Here is an 18,429-nt window from a genome sequence, read left to right on the forward strand (position 1 = left end):
AATGCAGCACATTGCATCAATCATCATATGGATAGCAGTGGGTTTATTGGTGATCTTCTGGCTCCCGCTGCTTGCAGTTGTAAGGCTTTTAGACCGCGATTCCGCCCGATATAAAACGGGACGTATGTTTCGCAGGCTGGGATTATTGATTTCACGTGTGAATCCTAACTGGAAGATATCCATTGAGGGAGATACAAAGATTGATGATCGTCATCCCTATATAATTGTAAGTAATCACATGTCGAATGCCGACATTCCTGTAATATCCAACCTGCCCTGGGAGATGAAATGGGTAGCCAAGAAAGAACTATTTGAGATTCCCATTGTCGGCTGGATGATGAAACTTGCGGGCGATATCCCGGTTTCACGAGGGTCAAAAAAACAGGCTTTAATGGTATTCAAAAGGTGCAAATATTACCTCGACCGGAATACCTCTGTGATGTTTTTCCCGGAAGGCACCCGATCCAGAACAGGAAATTTAACGAGGTTTGCCAGTGGTGCTTTTGATCTAGCTATTCGCGAAAAGAAACCGATTCTGCCACTCGTGTTAGACGGTACCCAAGGCTGTTTGCCCAAAAAATCGTGGGTTTTTGAAAAAGATGTTCACGTGAAGTTGAAAATATTGGACCCGATTCCAACTGATGATTATGAAAAGGGAGATTCTACGTTACTCATGCAAGCAGTTCGGGATCAAATGGCCGAACAGTTAGCTGAGTGGAGAGGAGTAGATGTTACTGCGGTTGACTATGCTGCTGATCGCCGTCAACGGGATGGTGGTGATGTTTCTGAGGGGTAGGGGGCGTACCTGAACTATCTTGATCTTTTTTAGCTTTTGATGGGCGAACCAGCTTCCAGGCTAAAAATATACTTAACAACGATAATACAAGAACAACAACCGGGTAGAGCAATCCTTCGGTATCATCAAGAAGCGTGATCTGACCATACCTGTAGAGTCCGGCAAAAATGACAAAAAGGATTAGAGAGAAAACTTGTTTTTCGCGGCCATAGGTGAGAGCGAACATAGCCCCGAAAAAGGTACTGAATGCGGCGATAACTACAAGCAACATCGGCCAAAATCCTGAATAAAGGCTGTATGAAAACATAAGGATATCTTCATTTTCGTACAGCGAAATGATCACTCTCGAAAGCGACTCAAGACTAAGAATAATACTAATCCCGATTAAACTACCCAGCAGACTCTTTTTCATAGTAATTCATTTTAAAATATTTCTCTTTCTTTTTAATGATAGGATTATTTGGCATGAAATGAAATGATGGCTTCCAATTTCAGCTGCGAAGTCTTGCGGAGTTGCTGAATTATAGTTGTTGAGTCGAATGATACTAAGGGTAAAAAATTTGAATGTCAGTCAAATATTTCTGTTAAAAAGTACTGTAAGGAAGAATGCATTCAACCATATCTTTTGTATCTTTTCGCCTTCCTGAAAATTATAAATCAAAAAAAATCTACAAACGAATTATATGGCTCAAAACGACTATTTAGACCCCAAAGGAGAGATCAAATTAAGTGGTAAAGAGTTAATGGAAGCCCCCGAGATGGAGAAATTGGCTTCGGAAGTTCTTGAAACTCATCAAATTGATATTGGCCCGGCTCAAATTGGTTTTTTGTTAGTCTATCCGAACATTTCAAAACAGAGAGCTGCAAAATGTGTAAAAGCTACCCGCGAGGTAAAACACTACTCCGGGAATGATTACCTGGTTGAAGTATCCGGCGAGTTATGGGATATGCTGGATGATGACACTAAAAAAATGTTGCTCTACCACCAGTTGTTGCACATCGATCCGGTATTTAAGGCGAAAAACCAGGAATGGAAGATGAAGATTCGCAAGCCAGACTTTGCTGATTACTATGTGATCAACGACAAGTATGGAAATGAATGGTACAAGACAATCCAGGCTACCGTTTCATCGCTGTACGATTTAGATCCTCGCCAAGAGGGGAAAGTAACGGTTTAGTTCAAGGTCTAAAGTTTAAGGTTCACCTTAAACCTTGAAGAACAAACTAAAAAAAGTCTTTTATGCTGTTTTAGGCCGTTTATTGGAAAAAGTGTGTCCGTGAACTTTGATCTGCTTTAGTTTCCACAGGAATTTACCCATTGCAGATGTGGGTTTGTTACATAGAATTGCTGTTTGTGAATAGCGCTCGAGAGTTTTATCAATGTTTTCTACATCCTCAAGCTCAATGATCACAAACTTTTCACTGCTTTTTATCTTCTTGAGCAGGTATTTTTCCTGGGGTGTGGCATATCGCGTACTGGAGTAGGTGAAACCGGTATATTCGCCGGCCAATGCATCCCCATGTATGAAGTGAAGATTTTTCTCTGTTTCACCAATCTGGCTGAATAACTCATCAATTTTTTTATAGCAAGCATCTTCATTTAGCTTGATCACATCCCGGAGATCAATCTCTTTAAATGAACCGATCTTCTTCTCTACCCGAGACAGTACTTTCTTCCTTGCTGACTTATTGGGGCCGGCCACGAGTATCAAATAATAGGATGATTCCAGGTTTATATCATCCAGTTTACTGATTAGTGATGATACTTCTTTGTCTGAATGAGAGATCTTTTTTGGCGATGACGATTGTTCCATATCTGAGTATAGATCCAAGTGTAATTAATGATTCGGAAGATGATAAGGATTTAACCTGAAAAACGATAAATCCTGCATGAATATACAAACATTCAGTTTAAATCAGGCAAACATCCATCGATTTGTTTGGATAAAAAAAGCCGATGTTTATAAACACCGGCTTTCCGTGTTGGTTTAAATGTGATGTTTATACTTCTAAAAAAGCATGCTTTATCACAACGTATTAAACCGTTCGTAAGCAGCTTTTTCCAGTTCTTCCCTTGAGTCAGGATGTGAAATTTCGATCAAAGCTTTTGCCCGTTCTCTCAGGGACTTGCTGTAGAGATCGGCTACGCCGTATTCTGTTACAACATAATGCACGTGAGCCCGGGTAGTTACCACACCGGCTCCTTGCTTTAGAAATGGTACAATCCTGGATTGACCTCGCCTTGTGGAGGAGGGCAGTGCGATAATTGGTTTACCGCCGGGAGACAAGGAAGCTCCGCGGATAAAATCCATCTGGCCGCCCACTCCTGAGTACTGCCGGGTGCCGATTGAATCAGCACAAACCTGTCCGGTTAAATCTACTTCAATTGCACTGTTGATTGCCACCACGTTGGGATTTCTGCGAATCACAGCTGTGTCATTCACATAAGCACAATCCAACATTGCAACATTAGGATTATCATCCACATAATCGTAGAGTCTTCTGCTTCCGAAAAGGAATGAAGCGACTGTCCGATTCGGGTGAATTTTTTTCTCCGAATTGTTTACAACTCCCGCCTCAAGCAGATCAATCAAACCGTCGGAAAACATCTCTGTATGCACACCCAAATTTTTGTGATTCTTGAGTGAGGCTAATACTGCATCCGGAATATTGCCAATTCCCATCTGCATGGTGGCACCGTCTTTGATCAGGCTGGCACAGTTTTTACCAATTGAAAGTTCAGCTTCCGACAACTCCATCGGTGGGGCTTCAGGAAGTGGGTCATCAACTTCTACGGCAATATCAATGTGGCTGCTATGTATGATGCCATCACCATGTGTACGCGGCATATTGGGATTCATCTGTGCGACCACAGTTTTGGCGTTCAATACGGCCGCGCGGCTTGCATCTACCGATACTCCAAGCGAACAGTAACCGTGCTTATCGGGAGGACTCACATTTACCAATGCTACGTCCAGTTCGATAATCCCACGATTAAAAAAGTGTGGAATTTCACTTAAAAATACTGGTATATAGTCAGCTTCACCGGTTTCAAGGGCGTGCCGAACATTTTTTCCAACAAAGAATGCTTTTGTTTTAAAAGTGTCCTTGTATTCGGGATTTACATAGGGTGCAACACCTTCTGTATGTAAATGATAAATTGTGATCTCACTCAGTTCCGAGTGACGGCTTGTTAGAGATTTTACAAGTTGTTGAGGAGCGGCTGCTGCAGTATGAACAAAAATGTTATCACCTTTTTTAACACACTGTAGAGCCTCATCTGAAGATAAATATTTCATAGCTCTTGATTAGTTAGTTGGTAATTCTCTTTCATTAAAAGATAACACTTTCAAATAAAGAATGAATAAAAAATCGGGTAAAAAGAGCAGAAATTCCGAAATATTTAATACTGCCGGTTCCTTTAAAACCGACAGTATTATTGGAAAGATGAGAGCTAATTAAAAGCTGATTTTGCTTTGGTTCCGGAGATTGTTTTTGTAGCCCTGTATCCACCGGGAGTTTCTACTTCAATAAGAATACTCACATTTTGTGATTCGTTACTTTCGTCATCAGAATCCTGGGCTGAGAATGTGAATTCTGTAACCCCGGGACCGGGCGACAGGGTATTCGGAACCGTTATGTCGACTTCGCCATCCAGTGTCATGCCATCGGAGGGAGAAACGGAAATTTGAGTATTGTACGGGAGCGGATTTCCATTTTCATCGGTAACCGTCATTGTAAACGTTTGACTACCCCCGGGACCAATATCAAAGGTAGTAGGAGTTACCTGGATTCTGTTTGAAGCTGGTGGGCCGGAGAATAAGACAGGGATTTCACGTGTTATTTCGACATCATTCTCGTCAAAAGTGTATGCACGAATCGTGGATATCGCATTTTCAGCAGGTGGCCGAGGGTCGCCTGAAATTAGATCTACAGTTACTTCTCCATCAGCATTTGTAACACCGGACCCCTGGATCACTCCATGTGTAGTATTAAAATAGACAGGTGTTCCTTCTTTAACAGGGTTGGAATATTTATCACCCACGATAACAGTAATCTCGTTCCTGTTTCCATTAATTGTATAAGCTTCAAAATTGTAAATATCTGCGGCTATACTGAAATGTTCCAAGTCCGGGAACCCACCGTGAATTGTCAGTAGAATGGGTTTAGAACGGATTGTTAATCCAATATCGGTTCTTTCGATGAGTGCTTCAATCTTAAGATTACCGGCTACATTTCCTGCGAAAATATTTGAAGTGACTTCGCCATTTGCGTTTGATCGCACAACCTCAGGCGTAATGGTTTCACCCCCTTTGGGTCCCTCTGTTATGCGAAAACGTACATCAACGGCATTTTGTGCATTGATTGCTCGTCCCGTAGAATCAAGTACAACAAAGGTAAAAGCGCTGTTACCGGCACCCCCGGTTTCATCGATTCGAATGGATTGAGATTCAAGATTAACCAGTTCAATATTTGCCGCACCACCGGTTTCTCCTGTCACTTCATCATCGCCACCCGACTGTTGGTTTCGAATTCTGATGTCGGGGACGCTAAGCTCGCGTTCGGGTGCCGCTATGGTCGTTATCGATCCTGATGAGAACCCCTCTTTTTGAGCTTCCAGGGTTAAATCAATCACACTGTCAACGGCAACTTCTTCAAAGACGAATTCACCGCTGCTATTACTGATTGTTTGCATGGCCAGGTCTTCCGGCAATACGATTGATACTGTTGCATTGGCAACCGGGCTTTCCGTATTGGTGTCGATAACGCGGCCGGTTACTGTTATAGGCTCATAGATCTCTTCACAGCTTGAAAGAAATGTTAAAGCTATGACCGAAAAAGCCAAAAATAGAATTGTTAGTTTGTTTTTCATCCCATCCAACGTTTAGTGAGAATTCGAAATCCAAATATTAGAAAATTTTCATATTAATAATGATAAGCAATCAATCCCGAAAAAAGAAGTTTAGATCCTTGCAGGAAGTCGAATAGTTATTTTTCATGTACTCTTGTAAAATAATATGGACAATTATAAACAGGAACCTTGAATTGTCAAAAATTTATATAATCTCTGTAAATATTTATCTGCGTTGTAAAATGATAATTTCAGTATGTGATCTTCAGCCTAAAAAGCTTTTTGATTGAAATTATTAAATATAGCTATCCTTTGAACTGAACTAAAATGGTGGAATAGATTGACTCAATATGGATGGCGCTATAGGAAAAAAATCTAACGTTTTTTAAGCATTTCTTGATATGAGAGAGGAATACAAATCTATTTGATATCATCAGTAAGCAAATCTAAGAAATGGGAAAAAAGTAATTTTGAGACAGAGGGAATGAGTAACTTTTGGTTTATAAAAGATAAAAAACGAGGTATCACACCATTCAGATGTGATACCCTACTATTCATCAAGAGAGTCGCTCTTTCGAGCGTACTTATAAAACGTTTAGACTATGGTAGTTAGTACTTTTTATGATTCCGACCGAGATAACTTTGAAAGTACTTGCCGTGCGTAGTCTCTTTTCATCAATTAATATTTCTAAGCAGTGATACTGTTCTTATACTGGCTACAAATTTAAATATGTAGGGTTTTTTTTGAAGGTGAGTAATGTAATTTCTCACTTCATTAACTTGACAGGTCCGGCCGTCTCTCGTTCGATCCGGTTGAGTCTGATCTTGTGTTTGAAATGTAGTGGATCAAATCCCTTTAATATTCACGCTCAGTTTAATTAATACTGAATAATGCAGTAAAAGTGGTTAAAAATCCTATAATTAATTACAAAACGAACAAGATTTAATAACAAGCGATACTTCTTAAGACCCTACTATTTGATTTAATAAAAAATGTTTAAAGGTATTAATAGTTTTATATCTTTTAATTGTTTATACTCAAAAAGAATTGATAGTGATTTCTTTTCCACTTACATCTGAACGTTGGGGGGCTTGGAAAAGGTAATCATTAAGGGGGAAAATAAATATTTACATCTGTAGACGTATACTTCACTCAAGTCCATTATGTCAAGTGCAAAGTGGTAGAATTTATTTAGCAATTCTAAACTGAATTGAAGAAAGGGTCGAATTTAAATATCCTAATCTTTAGTGATTGCGGTAATTAAAATTAAAGTGAAGTCGGGACAATAAGACCTTTTCTTCTATTTACCTTAATCTAAAAGGAGGAAGTAAAATGTCTAACCTAAAAAAAGTACGTCTACCAAATAATGTAAACTGTATAAACAGAATTACCGTAACGAATAATTTGACATGGATTCGTCAAATTGGATTCTTTACAGTCTTAGTAATGGCCTTGCTATTCACAGGGTGTGACTCTTCTGTTGTGGACAACGGGAACTCACTTTCTTCAGCTGATTTTGAAGAAATGCAGCGATCCAATCATACCGGAGACTTGGCACCTGTTTGTGAAGCGGCACTGCTTGACGTAGCAATAGTCCTTGATGTTTCAGGATCGATAAACTCGAGTGAATTACAATCCATAAAAAATGGCGCCAAAGCTCTTGTTGCTGAACTTGGGGATACGGATCAAGGAACATTGGTTAGCTTTTCAACGACAGCCCAACGTTTGGTGAATCTTACACCTGTGGATGCGGCAGGGCAACAGTCACTGGAGGGTGCCATTAATGGCCTGACAGCCGGAGGTGGAACAAATATCCAAGGTGGAATTATTTATGGAGCTGAAGAGCTGACTGGAGATGAAAGCCTGTTTAGTTTTGTCACTACAACTCCGAGCGGTCTAGATCGTGATGCGGCAACAAAGATCATGGTGGTTTTATCGGATGGTCAAACATTTTACTATTACGATTCAAATGGAATTCTTAGAAGCGGCAGCACTAACGCTAGGCAAGCAGCTCTAAGTGCTGCGAACCTGATCAAAACTGAAGATCCAAACGGTCCGGGTATTCGTGTATTCACCATTGCTGTTGGTATTGGTGCTGATGTACCGACTATGCAAAATATTGCATCTCCTGGAGATTATAAGGGTACGGACTTTAATAATCTTGTTACAATATTTTCAGATATTGCAGAAGACATTTGTCCGACTCCGGTGGCAGTTGATATTAAACCAGAAGGTGAACCAAATTCAATCAACCCAAACAACAAAGGTGTAATACCGGTTGCTGTTTTAGGAAGCGAGAATTTTGATGTAACTACAATCAATCCCGTAACCGTACTTTTTGGTTCGCTTAGTTTGATTCAGAATGAAGACGGTGCTTCACTTGCACATGGCGATGGCCACATAGAAGATGTAAATGGTGATGGAATACCTGACTTTTTGGGTCATTTTCCAACACAAGACACTGGCCTTGTCAGTGGTGATTTGAATGGATGGCTGATCGGTAAAACCAATGATGGTGAATCGATTGCAGGTTTCGATGCTGTGAAAATTGTTGGTGGTGGTAAGCCATAGTTTAACTCTAGGAGCTAAAAATCAAAAAACCCTTAGAATTAATCTAAGGGTTTTTTCTCATCATAAGGTTTGAAGCATTTATTTTTGGAGGAATATTCAGTGGAATATAAGGTCCTCTATAAATCCTGAAATTATAAAATTAAAAAATAAGCCACCAAAAATCCGGATTGAAGCATATCAATAATAAACTAACAGTAAGGAGAAGAATTATGAATGATCGACATAAAATATTAACGCCGTTGATATTAATTGGCTCGCTTACTTTTCTACTTTCAGATTGCAGTTCTACTAAAGAATCTAATTCCAAAATTGTAGGTGAATGGGAAGTAACAGATGTTGAATATGATGCATTTGTGGGGAACGTAACTATTGAACAATATTTATTGGATGTTGGGTATTCTGAGCAAGAAGCTGATGAATCTCTTAGTTATTTCCATAATTATTATCATGATATGTTAAATGGATCTATTGAATTTGATGCTGAGTACTGGTATTGGACAAACATAGGACCTACAGGTTATGAGGAGGGTGAATGGACCATAAAGAACAATGATTCCATCATTATACTTGATGAAGGAACGCAATGGGAAACGGTGATCAATATTCACTCTCTGACTACAAACAGATTAATTATTGAATTTGAAATGGAAGTGGAAGAAGAGTTGGATCCTGGATATGAACCCCCAGCTGAGATTGTGAGGCTTCATGTGAGGTTAAATCTTTCTAAATAAAAATTAGACTCCTGTGCTATTGTAGGTTGATAAATTTTACACTATTTAGTTAAAAGACCTTCACATTTGCTTCATATATATTCAGTATTCAATTAAAATCTCATCCTTGTTAATTATTCAGCGATGTACCAGTTGATGGTATGAACATCAAACCACATCTTTAAGTAATGATCCTCTTTGGTTTTGACAACAATCTGAAAGATGGAGGTCTTATCTCTCCAGTGCCTGGTTCAATGTCTCACCTCTTTAACGAGGTAGGTCCGGCCGTTCTCTCGTTCGACCCGGTACGGTGTGATCTTAGGCGTATATAAATCTTTTAGAGTGTAAATTATCTTTATTAGTGAATGTTCTGATTGATTCAATTTTGTAGGTGTCGAATTGTTATAATTTTGCTATGACATGGCTTGTCTCTCCTGCCTCAAATATAAAAATCCAAACTTTTGATTGAAAAGTACAAGATACAAGAACAGAAAAAGTTTATTGTTTATTAATGATTAGATGTCAGAAATGGCAGCTATTCAATTAAATGAATAACTCGCGGGTAAAACCAATGTCTAACCTAATAACTGTAAAAAGGAGGGGTTATGTTATATTCAACTCTAAAATTTGTCGTCTTTACATGTTTGTCATCATTATTAATTCTCAGTTGTGACTCTACTATAACATCAGATAATCAGTCAGCGAATAATTCGATCATAGATTCTTCAACTATTTTATCTTCTGAGTCCGCACTATCACCTGATATGAGAAAAGTATTAGCGGCTATACGAACCGCAACAGCAACTTACCATGATGTAGATAAGGCCATAGCTGATGGGTATCTTGAAGCAACACCTTTTGTCCCAGGTATGGGGTACCACTATGTTAATGGGGGGCTCATGGATGATGTTATCGATCCCTATGCTCCGGAAGCACTTGTTTATATCCATAATCCGGCGAATGATTCAAAACGTCGTTTAGTAGCTGTTGAGTATATCTATCCTGGTCCGACTGTTGAAAATGGTTTCGATATTTCAATCTTGAACGATGTGTTTCCAGGTATTGATGGAGATGAATGGCATCACGTTGGTGGTGTAGGTTGGACTCTTCATGCATGGGTTTGGTATCCAAATCCTGGTGGTGTATTTAATGCTACAAATTCTCGTATTGGAGATGGGAGTTAAATGGACAAATTAATTTGAACTCAAATTGAACGTAGAATACCAAACTCCGACCATTACCTAAATGGTTGTGGTTTTATTTCACGAAACATTAATTGTTGGGATTTCCAATTTCTCGGTTCATAAAAATGAGAACACGAACAGAAAACATTCAGAAGTTTTGAGCAGCTTCTGAATATTGATTCGGGATATGATGGTTGAGAGCTGTCATATCCTTTATAAAACCATTGAAAGGTAATCCGATCTGCAAAAGATTACAACGGAAAACCTGAACCTTCAGGTCCGAAAGGTTACATGAATCTGAAGGTTGTGTGTCTACAAAAGTCAGGCACTTTATAGATATTTCAACTCTTAAGTTCTTCCCTAGTGATCGATAGCCAAACCCACAGAGTAACACATAGTTGTTCATTATTGTATAATTGTTATTTATAAATATAATACATGAATATATACATTATTATATTTGAATTATTACGATTTAATATACATTTTTGACTGTAAATGGTAGGTGATAAAAAAAATTTTAGATGAGAGTTTTGAAATACCGGATGAATTTCGACTTCCCCGACGGTTCGGGGCAGACTGCTCCGCTGCGCTCAATAGGACGTCAGTTTGAGCGCCCCAAAGATATCCCTTCGGGACAATGAGGAGGTACAATCCCGACTACTCGGGAAAAACAAATAGTTGGTTCTGCAAAGCGCCCTAGATGATAATTTGAATCCTTGTTCTTTTAAAAATTATATTTTCTAAGACATGATTTCACAGGAGTTTATCTCATTGCAGTCCAGTAAATTACTGGTATAAGTTAGAAAAGAATAGAGTTTTAGATACCGAACCCACCTAATATGAGTATTGTAAAACAAACAGATATCAATTAAATATTCATTTTAATACTGTTTTATGCATTCAAATATTATTCTCTAACTCGTGATTTTTCCTTTCATTTTTTCATATTCACATTAAAAAAACAATAAGTATAGTGATTACGAAAAAAACCAATATCAGCCGGAAGATTTCAGAATTAGTGAATTTTATCAAAGAAAAGTTTTTTTTTCGATCATCTTTAGTGTCACTTTTAATAATCCTCGCAGTCGCTTTCGCCGGTTGTGATATTATAGGCATCGAGTCGGATTCCGAAAAAGTGGATCAAACACTTGAACCGGGTGGAACCGCATCAACTGAATCCGGGATGCAGTTGATGGCTTCAAATAATTCTATAAATGAATCGATTACAGTCACAGGGCAGGAGATTGAAGACCCAATCGTTGGAACTCCACTCCCCGAAGTAGTTAATTTATCAGGTTCTTTCCACAAAATTACAAGCTCGAGTAATATTGATCTCTCAGCTGAGGATACACCCCTTTATCTTGCGTTACCGGTCCCCGAAGATGCTGATCCTACTCAATTGGCACTTGGAGTTCGTGTGCCAAGTAGCTTTGTGACAGACACCGATGCTTCTTCTCCTGAGTACGGTTGGGATTTATTGCAGAGTGCTTATGAACCCGAGAGTGATCAATTAGTTGTTCCAGTTAGATTTCTTGTCTCGGATGGAATTGTGCTCAGTGTTATTGAAACAGATGATTATTCCTCACCATCGATGGCAGATGCAGAGGGGGAAAATCTATTTGAGAGGACGAAAGATTTTTTTGGTCAAGAGACAATGAATACAAAGGCGTTACCCCATAGCGGTGGATTTAATGTGAAGTGTAAAGGCGGTTTTAACAGTGGAGAATGTGGAAGTCGTGAAAAGAATCTTGTCGAGTCATATTTGAAAGATGCGCATGACGATTTTGTATCTGATTTTCGATCTCCGGATTTGAGAAGCCCGGTATTAAGTAATGCCTACACCTGGATCATCAAGAAAGAAGGGACAGCCTGGTGTAAGGGGGATACGGCTGGAAAATATCTCTCACTCACGAACAAGGCGATCACCTGCTACGACGGAAACAATGCTCCTTCTGAAGGTACGACACGACATGAATTTTTCCATGCGATTCAATACAACTATGCACCAATTAGTTGGAGTAAACTTCCAAAACAACGGCCTAATTGGGTGATTGAAGCAACAGCAGAACTGACAGAAGATGCAAATACTTCAGGTTCGAAAGCAGCTATCAGGGCCAGCCAACCTCCGCTACGTACAGTAGATATACCGCTGACATCGAATAATGATAGACGACCGTACAGGACACAGGATTTCTGGACATATCTGATCAACAATCGATCCTCGACATTAGCGGATATTTTAGAGCCCGTGTTTGATCAGCAATCGAATGGTACGAACAAGCCAACGGCCAAAAAAGTTGACGAACTATATTCTATGACCGATGATTATTGGGGTTGGGTTCGTAATCAAGCAGTCGAATCAAGAGTAACCACTGGATTTAAAAGTAAACTCAATGCGGTTTGTGATTTTGATAGTGATGTCCTTGCGAGGCCAACTACTGTAACATATGATGCAGGTACACGATCGGAATCTGATCCCAAAGAAGAATCATCAGTTGTTTCGAGACTCTCGACTAACGTAATGGCGATTGAAGTCCAGACCGGATCAAACCGAATCGACCTTGAGATTAGTGCAAGCACTCCGGACAATAAAACGTTCATACGCGTATATCAACCGTACGATTCTCCAACAACAGACTGTTGGGATAGATCTCAAAATGCATCACATTCCATCGATGATATGATGGTCGAATCATCTAATCAAACATACTATGTAATGGCTACGGCCTCTATGATTGACAACCAACGCTCGGTTTTCACAGTCAATATTTCACATGAAGATCGGATAACGAAATAACAGTTAATGATCATTGACACAAAAGAGATCATTAAAACTGAATGAACATACTTCTGATGAACTCATTAAAGAATGGTGGTTGAGAGCTGCCATTCTTTTTTTGATATAAGTTGACAAGAAAACAATTTGCAATGATTGTTACTTAAATTGAGATACAACAAGCGACTTAGTTTAATATTCATGGCAAGCTTACCTTTGAAGATGTTGATCAGCTTACGATATAGATACTAAAAGCGCCGAAGTGCATGGCTTATTTGATGGCGGAAGTAAAAAATATTGGTTTAAGCCAATATTGAAATACAAAATAATAATCAGGTAAGAAGATGAAATTTGTCCATTGAGGATTTTAAAATAATCTGACTTTCAATGATTATTCATTCTCTAATTTTTTACCTGAAGAAGTGTCTTTTATTATGTTTGTTCAATCATTGTTTTACCATAAATTAAAAAAACCCTGCAAAATCAATGTTTTACAGGGCTAATTGTACCCGGGAAGGGACTCGAACCCTTACAGTATCGCTACCACCGGATTTTGAGTCCGGCGCGTCTACCAATTCCGCCACCCGGGCAAAAATGTTAATCCTTGTCTTGCAGTACCTGAGCTCACTTCTGTGAATAATCAATTACGTCCTGAAACGTAGTTCTTATCCACTCTATTTGCTCCTCCAAAAGACGTTAACAACACTTTTGGTAACAAAAATTAAGCTCCATAAGACATAAATGAACACTGCCTTCTGGCAGGTCGTAAATATACAACATTACGAATTACTTCTTCAACGTAGATTAGGGTTTTAATTTCGTAATGGAATTCATTCTTTATTAAATAAGAAGAGATATCAGTTGCTTCAGAGTTTTTATGGAGTATATGGCGGACCAATTTGGAGATTACGTAACGAGGTTGGATCGTTACATGAATTTCTAGCCAAGAATCGTACAGTGTATCTTACTATAGTCACTCTTTTGTGGTCCTTGATTAATAGCGATCTAATTCCATCGATTTTTAGTCATTAAGGAGTAAATATTCACTATACTATTTGCAAAGTAACCTAAACTTTATCGAATGAGAATGATCGTTTTTCCGTCTTTGTATGTAAAGAGAACACTTCTACTGGTTTTAATCGCCTTAGTCGGCATCATCTCTTGTCAGGAAAGTAAATCAACTGTACAAACGAATGAACGCCCATTCATAAAAGGCGTCTACGGCAATCCCGGCTCGCTTTTGGAGGCCGGCTATGCATTCGATGAACTTGGATTAAATGCCATTTTTGTACGCAGTATTTCACTAAATGATAATCTATATGAAACAGCAAATAAGCAGAATGCAGCAGTATTTGTGGAATTTCCAACTTTGAATGGTCGAAATTATGTAGAAGAGCATCCGGAAGCCTGGCCAATTGACAAAACGGGAAACCCAGCACCTCCGGCTGATTGGTTTATGGGAGTCTGTCCAACCGACCCGGACTTTAAAGAGTATCGGTCGAATCAGCTTAGAAACATTCTCTCCAATTATGAGGTGGGAGGAATTTTCCTGGACTATGTGCACTGGCATGCACAATTTGAGACAGCGGATCCCATTTTACCTGAAACCTGCTTCTGTGATCGCTGCACAAGGACATTTGCTGATCACTATAACCTCAACATTCCAGAATCAGACATAGCAACCAGAGCAGATTGGATTTTAGAAAATGCAGATCCATCATGGAGGGAATGGAGAAATATAGTCCTCAATGAGTGGATGATCGATATGAAAACCATTGTAAAAGAGAAGCAGCCGGATGCACTGGTCGGAATATTCTACTGCTCGTGGTTCCCGGAAGATCATGATGGTGCATTGTATAACACCCTCGGAATTGATGTAGAAGCTTTTGCAGAAATAGCAGACGTACTTTCCCCGATGATGTTCCATAAAATGAAGGAAAGAGAACCCGAATGGGTAAGCGATTATACGACATGGCTGGGCGAACGGATCGAATCAGCGGTAGAGGAGAAACCACTGGTTTGGCCGATTGTGCAGGCTCACGATAGCCCGGTTGAAGTATCTCCGGTAGAATTTCGGCAAGTGATGATTGAAGGCTCCAAACCACCATCAACCGGAATAATGATGTTTTCTGACCGGTCCCTGCTCGATAACAGGGAGAAAATAGATGTGATGAGAGAGTACTATCACAGTTTAGATGAGGATTGAGCAAAATATTTCAAAACACCTTTTTTAACCTTTTATAACGACGTAATAGAAGATCTTCGGGCATTAAAAAGCATCTTAATGATGACCAAGGTCACAGAGCATGAGAAAACTCTAAAGATTGGTTGACCTTCTCCAATAACACCATCATTACAGAAAAATCACAAGATATCACATGTGCCTATACTGTAAGAAATCAAACTAAGATCTGTATGGTTAAAATAATTAAGCTTACGTACTCATAAATGGAGTGGTGAGTTACTAATCAAAAATGAAGACGGTAAGCTTAAATAGAGAGTAGGATTTTCTTTGTTGCTTTGAATCTATTTTTAAACTATAGTTTTATATGTAAAAATTATTTTTACGAAAAGTAAGAGGGAAAATGAAGATTTGTATCAAGCATAGTGCTATACTCAGAATTATAAAAATAGGTCTATTCATTATCACTTTTACGGGGATTATTTCTAATTCTCAAGAATCATACGGGCAGGAAATGTCCCCGCCTTCATTTACATTAGATTTTGAAGAGGGAAATTTGAGAGGTTGGCAAACAAGTGGGAGAGCCTTTGTTAACCAGCCGGTTTCTTCTAATCAGATGATGTCTCTAAACGGTGAAGTGCAATTTACAATGCAGGGGAATCATTGGGTTACATCCGGTACAAATCGTTTAACTGGCACACTAACATCCAATACGTTCACGATTCCGGAAGGTACTTTAAGTTTTTTGATCCGTGGAAGTGGAGCCTTTGAAACACGAGTTGTACTCTACATTTTGGACCAGATTGAGGGCAGAATTCGGGCTGAATATGCTACAGGATATGAATTAGAAGTTGAAAGAGCTGAATGGGACCTTTCTCGAATTGCAGGACGTACCGGGCTGCTGCAAGTTATCGATGAATCTGGGAGTGACAATATCAGTGTTGATAATTTTGTGTTTTCTCAATTTTCAAATTTTGGTAGCTATCCAAACCCAGATGTTGCAGTCTTTGATCCCAATGTAATTTATGATCCCGGGGATCAGGTTCAGCCGACCGCTGAACTGAGCCTGTCTACGAGCTTTACAGAAATTGGAAGTGTAGTTGAATTTGAAGCTTTTGTAGATCCTGAATATGAAAATACCAGGTACAATTTTCATTTTGGAAATGGTGAACAAAGTGGATGGCAGCCAAGCCCGGAAACTACCCATACATACAGACAAAGTGACCGTTATGAGGCATTTGTGGAAGTTATTACAGGACCCAGCGGTTTAAACATAAGAAGTGAACCGGTAGCCATTGAGGTACTGATACCGGAAGTCAGCCTGGTTTTGAATGCCGATAAAACGAACGTGTTTGTGAATGAGAGTATTGAGTTTTCCGGTGGCTCGGACAATGATTCTGTTTCCATGATTATCAGTTTTGGAGATGATAATTTTAGAAATTTTGATGGTTCAGTCGTTGAATACAGCTATCCATTTCCCGGAACTTTTGACGTTGACCTCGTAGCTTATATTCAGGAGGAGTTCGCAGGAAGTCAGACAGTCAGGATCAATGTTGCTAATCCAAGCTTAAACCTGATTTCTGGTGACAATTTCGTTCAAACAGGGAATACAATATTGTTTTCTCTTCAACTTGAACCAGCCAGGCCCGAATTTACCTATGAAATTAATTATGGAGACGAAAACACTGAAAGCTTCGGTATTGATGAGCAAATAAATCATCGTTATAACACTCCGGGAATATACCGGGTTTCAGCTATTGCCCGACATCCAAATGAAGAACTGATTGTAAACAGCAACCCTTTGCAAATAACTGCCGTTGATGTCAGGGTTACCTCAGATAGAGACATTTTGCAGGTAGGAGAACGCTCACGGTTAACCGGTATCATAGAACCCGGTATCGTTGATGCTGAGTTTAGTTTTATCGTCGGTGATTCCACATTTAGTTCGGCAACTCCGGATGTAGATTACACTTTTAACAGCTCCGGGGACCATGAAGTTACTTTTATGGCCACAATAGATGGCAGAACATTTACGAGCAATCCCTTTACCGTAACAGTTCAGTCAGATTATACAATACGTTTGATTACAGGCAAAACTGAAGCTAGTAAAGATGAAAGGATTCAGTTTACTGCAATGGGTATTCCCTCGAATCTTTTAGCTGAATATAAATTCTATTTTGGTGACGGTGAAGAGTCGGAATGGTCTGAAAGTTCTACAACATTCCATTCTTATCGCAGTAACGGATCCTACAATGCTTTTGTAGAAGCTCGAATACCGGGAGGGGAATATATCCAGAGCAGTATAATAAATTTGGAAGTCGGTGAGAGAGGATTTACTACCTGGGTAATTACAGTCACCGGTATCTTGGTTGTACTGTTAGGCGGTTACATATTTATTAGAGGTAGGTTGAAGAAAAAATCCGGGCGAAATACCAAGCCAAAAGGAAAAATCGACACAATTGTTACACCTCGCAAGGATCTTGGGAATCAACAAATTTCACCGGGGAGTTTAATCAATATAAACAGAGAGATAACTATTAAACCGGTAAAAGATATCGGAATGCAGAAAATTAAAAATGTTGAACATTTATTGAAGAAAGAATGGAGACAAAATGATGAATCCAGCCATTAGCATGAAACAAATTTTCCAGGGCAGAGAAACCGAAGCTGGGAAGAATTTATTGATTGAAAATCTTGATCAACAGACATTGGATTCCATTAAGCAATCTTATAAAGAAGAAAAGGGATCAATGCTTTGGGGTGATTTGTCAGATGAGATCAAATCAAGAGCGAGTGAGCTCCTTAACATACCATTACCGGATTTGTTGATTAGGGCCTGGAGGGAATCCGGGGTTCTGAATAAGTATATCAACAGGGAAGAATATGATCCGGAGGCAGTAGTTATCATTGAGTTGAAAGAACATACCATGATCTCAAACCACAAACCCTATCTTGATATTGAGATTAATCAAAAATCGATTGGCAAAATTAATTTTGAGATTAACCTAGAGCTGATCGTTCAGGGGATTATTTTGAAAATTCAGGATGCCAAAATAAAACAAATACGTACCGGGAATATCAAAGCCTCGGGTACGATAAACTGTGAGGGTCATGAAATTGGAAAAAAAGAGAGTGAAGAAGTGGATTTTCCCGGAACTCTTGACCTGGGAGAAGGCATTCCGATTGCTCCCTGAACCTCCCATTTATTTAGAACTATAAACTATATTCATTTTAAAGCGAGTACTCATCTGAGATTTTCAGCATTACAAATGTCGGATGTAGGTCCCATATTATAAAGTTGAGATAAACTTAATTTCCATTCCATTCAAGTCCTATCGATCATTCGGGTGACGC

The 18,429-nt window shown here is 39.2% G+C and carries 13 protein-coding genes and 1 tRNA gene; 9 read left to right on the forward strand and 5 right to left on the reverse strand.

Features of this window, described 5'->3' with window-relative positions:
- The first annotated feature begins 1 nt into the window (after window position 1).
- Complete coding sequence (locus L6773_RS10790) at window positions 2–796, forward strand: lysophospholipid acyltransferase family protein (RefSeq protein ID WP_237854324.1); 795 nt, start codon at window positions 2–4, stop codon at window positions 794–796.
- Here L6773_RS10790 and L6773_RS10795 read toward each other — a convergent pair.
- Entirely contained in the window at window positions 732–1,208 is a 477-nt protein-coding gene (locus L6773_RS10795) for a hypothetical protein (protein WP_237854326.1), read from the reverse strand. The genes L6773_RS10790 and L6773_RS10795 overlap by 65 nt on opposite strands.
- A 271-nt stretch (window positions 1,209–1,479) precedes the next feature.
- On the opposite strand from L6773_RS10795, the gene L6773_RS10800 reads away from it, so the two are divergent.
- The gene (locus L6773_RS10800) at window positions 1,480–1,974 is read left to right on the forward strand and encodes a putative metallopeptidase (RefSeq protein ID WP_237854328.1); all 495 of its coding nucleotides are present in this window, start codon (window positions 1,480–1,482) and stop codon (window positions 1,972–1,974) included.
- A 60-nt stretch (window positions 1,975–2,034) separates the two neighbouring features.
- Here L6773_RS10800 and L6773_RS10805 read toward each other — a convergent pair whose 3' ends face one another.
- The 3 genes from L6773_RS10805 to L6773_RS10815 all read right to left on the reverse strand — a co-directional run bounded on the left by L6773_RS10805 (window position 2,035) and on the right by L6773_RS10815 (window position 5,669).
- A complete protein-coding gene (locus L6773_RS10805; RefSeq protein WP_237854330.1) occupies window positions 2,035–2,610 on the reverse strand; it encodes a hypothetical protein in 576 nt (191 codons plus the stop codon).
- Window positions 2,611–2,823: 213 nt separating this feature from the next.
- Window positions 2,824–4,095 (reverse strand): acetyl-CoA hydrolase/transferase family protein, encoded by a 1,272-nt coding sequence (locus L6773_RS10810; RefSeq protein ID WP_237854332.1) that lies wholly within the window; start codon window positions 4,093–4,095, stop codon window positions 2,824–2,826.
- Window positions 4,096–4,250: 155 nt separating this feature from the next.
- Window positions 4,251–5,669: a carboxypeptidase regulatory-like domain-containing protein gene (locus L6773_RS10815; protein ID WP_237854334.1), complete on the reverse strand. Its 1,419-nt coding sequence runs from the start codon at window positions 5,667–5,669 to the stop codon at window positions 4,251–4,253.
- Between the two features lie 1,312 nt (window positions 5,670–6,981).
- On the opposite strand from L6773_RS10815, the gene L6773_RS10820 reads away from it, so the two are divergent.
- The 4 genes from L6773_RS10820 to L6773_RS10835 all read left to right on the forward strand — a co-directional run bounded on the left by L6773_RS10820 (window position 6,982) and on the right by L6773_RS10835 (window position 12,914).
- A complete protein-coding gene (locus L6773_RS10820; protein WP_237854336.1) occupies window positions 6,982–8,220 on the forward strand; it encodes a VWA domain-containing protein in 1,239 nt (412 codons plus the stop codon).
- Between the two features lie 209 nt (window positions 8,221–8,429).
- A complete protein-coding gene (locus L6773_RS10825; RefSeq protein ID WP_237854337.1) occupies window positions 8,430–8,951 on the forward strand; it encodes a lipocalin-like domain-containing protein in 522 nt (173 codons plus the stop codon).
- 743 nt (window positions 8,952–9,694) lie between these two features.
- The gene (locus tag L6773_RS10830; RefSeq protein WP_237854339.1) at window positions 9,695–10,114 is read left to right on the forward strand and encodes a hypothetical protein; all 420 of its coding nucleotides are present in this window, start codon (window positions 9,695–9,697) and stop codon (window positions 10,112–10,114) included.
- A 1,063-nt stretch (window positions 10,115–11,177) separates the two neighbouring features.
- Entirely contained in the window at window positions 11,178–12,914 is a 1,737-nt protein-coding gene (locus tag L6773_RS10835; RefSeq protein WP_237854341.1) for a hypothetical protein, read from the forward strand.
- A 485-nt stretch (window positions 12,915–13,399) separates the two neighbouring features.
- Here L6773_RS10835 and L6773_RS10840 read toward each other — a convergent pair.
- Window positions 13,400–13,483, reverse strand: a tRNA-Leu gene (locus L6773_RS10840).
- A gap of 491 nt (window positions 13,484–13,974) precedes the next feature.
- Here L6773_RS10840 and L6773_RS10845 point away from each other — a divergent pair.
- The 3 genes from L6773_RS10845 to L6773_RS10855 all read left to right on the forward strand — a co-directional run bounded on the left by L6773_RS10845 (window position 13,975) and on the right by L6773_RS10855 (window position 18,269).
- Window positions 13,975–15,099 (forward strand): glycoside hydrolase family protein, encoded by a 1,125-nt coding sequence (locus tag L6773_RS10845; protein WP_237854343.1) that lies wholly within the window; start codon window positions 13,975–13,977, stop codon window positions 15,097–15,099.
- A gap of 379 nt (window positions 15,100–15,478) precedes the next feature.
- The gene (locus L6773_RS10850; protein ID WP_237854345.1) at window positions 15,479–17,707 is read left to right on the forward strand and encodes a PKD domain-containing protein; all 2,229 of its coding nucleotides are present in this window, start codon (window positions 15,479–15,481) and stop codon (window positions 17,705–17,707) included.
- Window position 17,708: 1 nt separating this feature from the next.
- Window positions 17,709–18,269 carry a hypothetical protein gene (locus L6773_RS10855; RefSeq protein WP_237854347.1) on the forward strand — a complete coding sequence of 187 codons (561 nt, stop codon included), beginning with the start codon at window positions 17,709–17,711 and terminating at the stop codon, window positions 18,267–18,269.
- The last annotated feature ends 160 nt before the right edge of the window (window positions 18,270–18,429 follow it).

It is taken from the genome of Rhodohalobacter sulfatireducens, assembly GCF_022012475.1.
Lineage (GTDB): Bacteria > Bacteroidota > Rhodothermia > Balneolales > Balneolaceae > Rhodohalobacter > Rhodohalobacter sulfatireducens.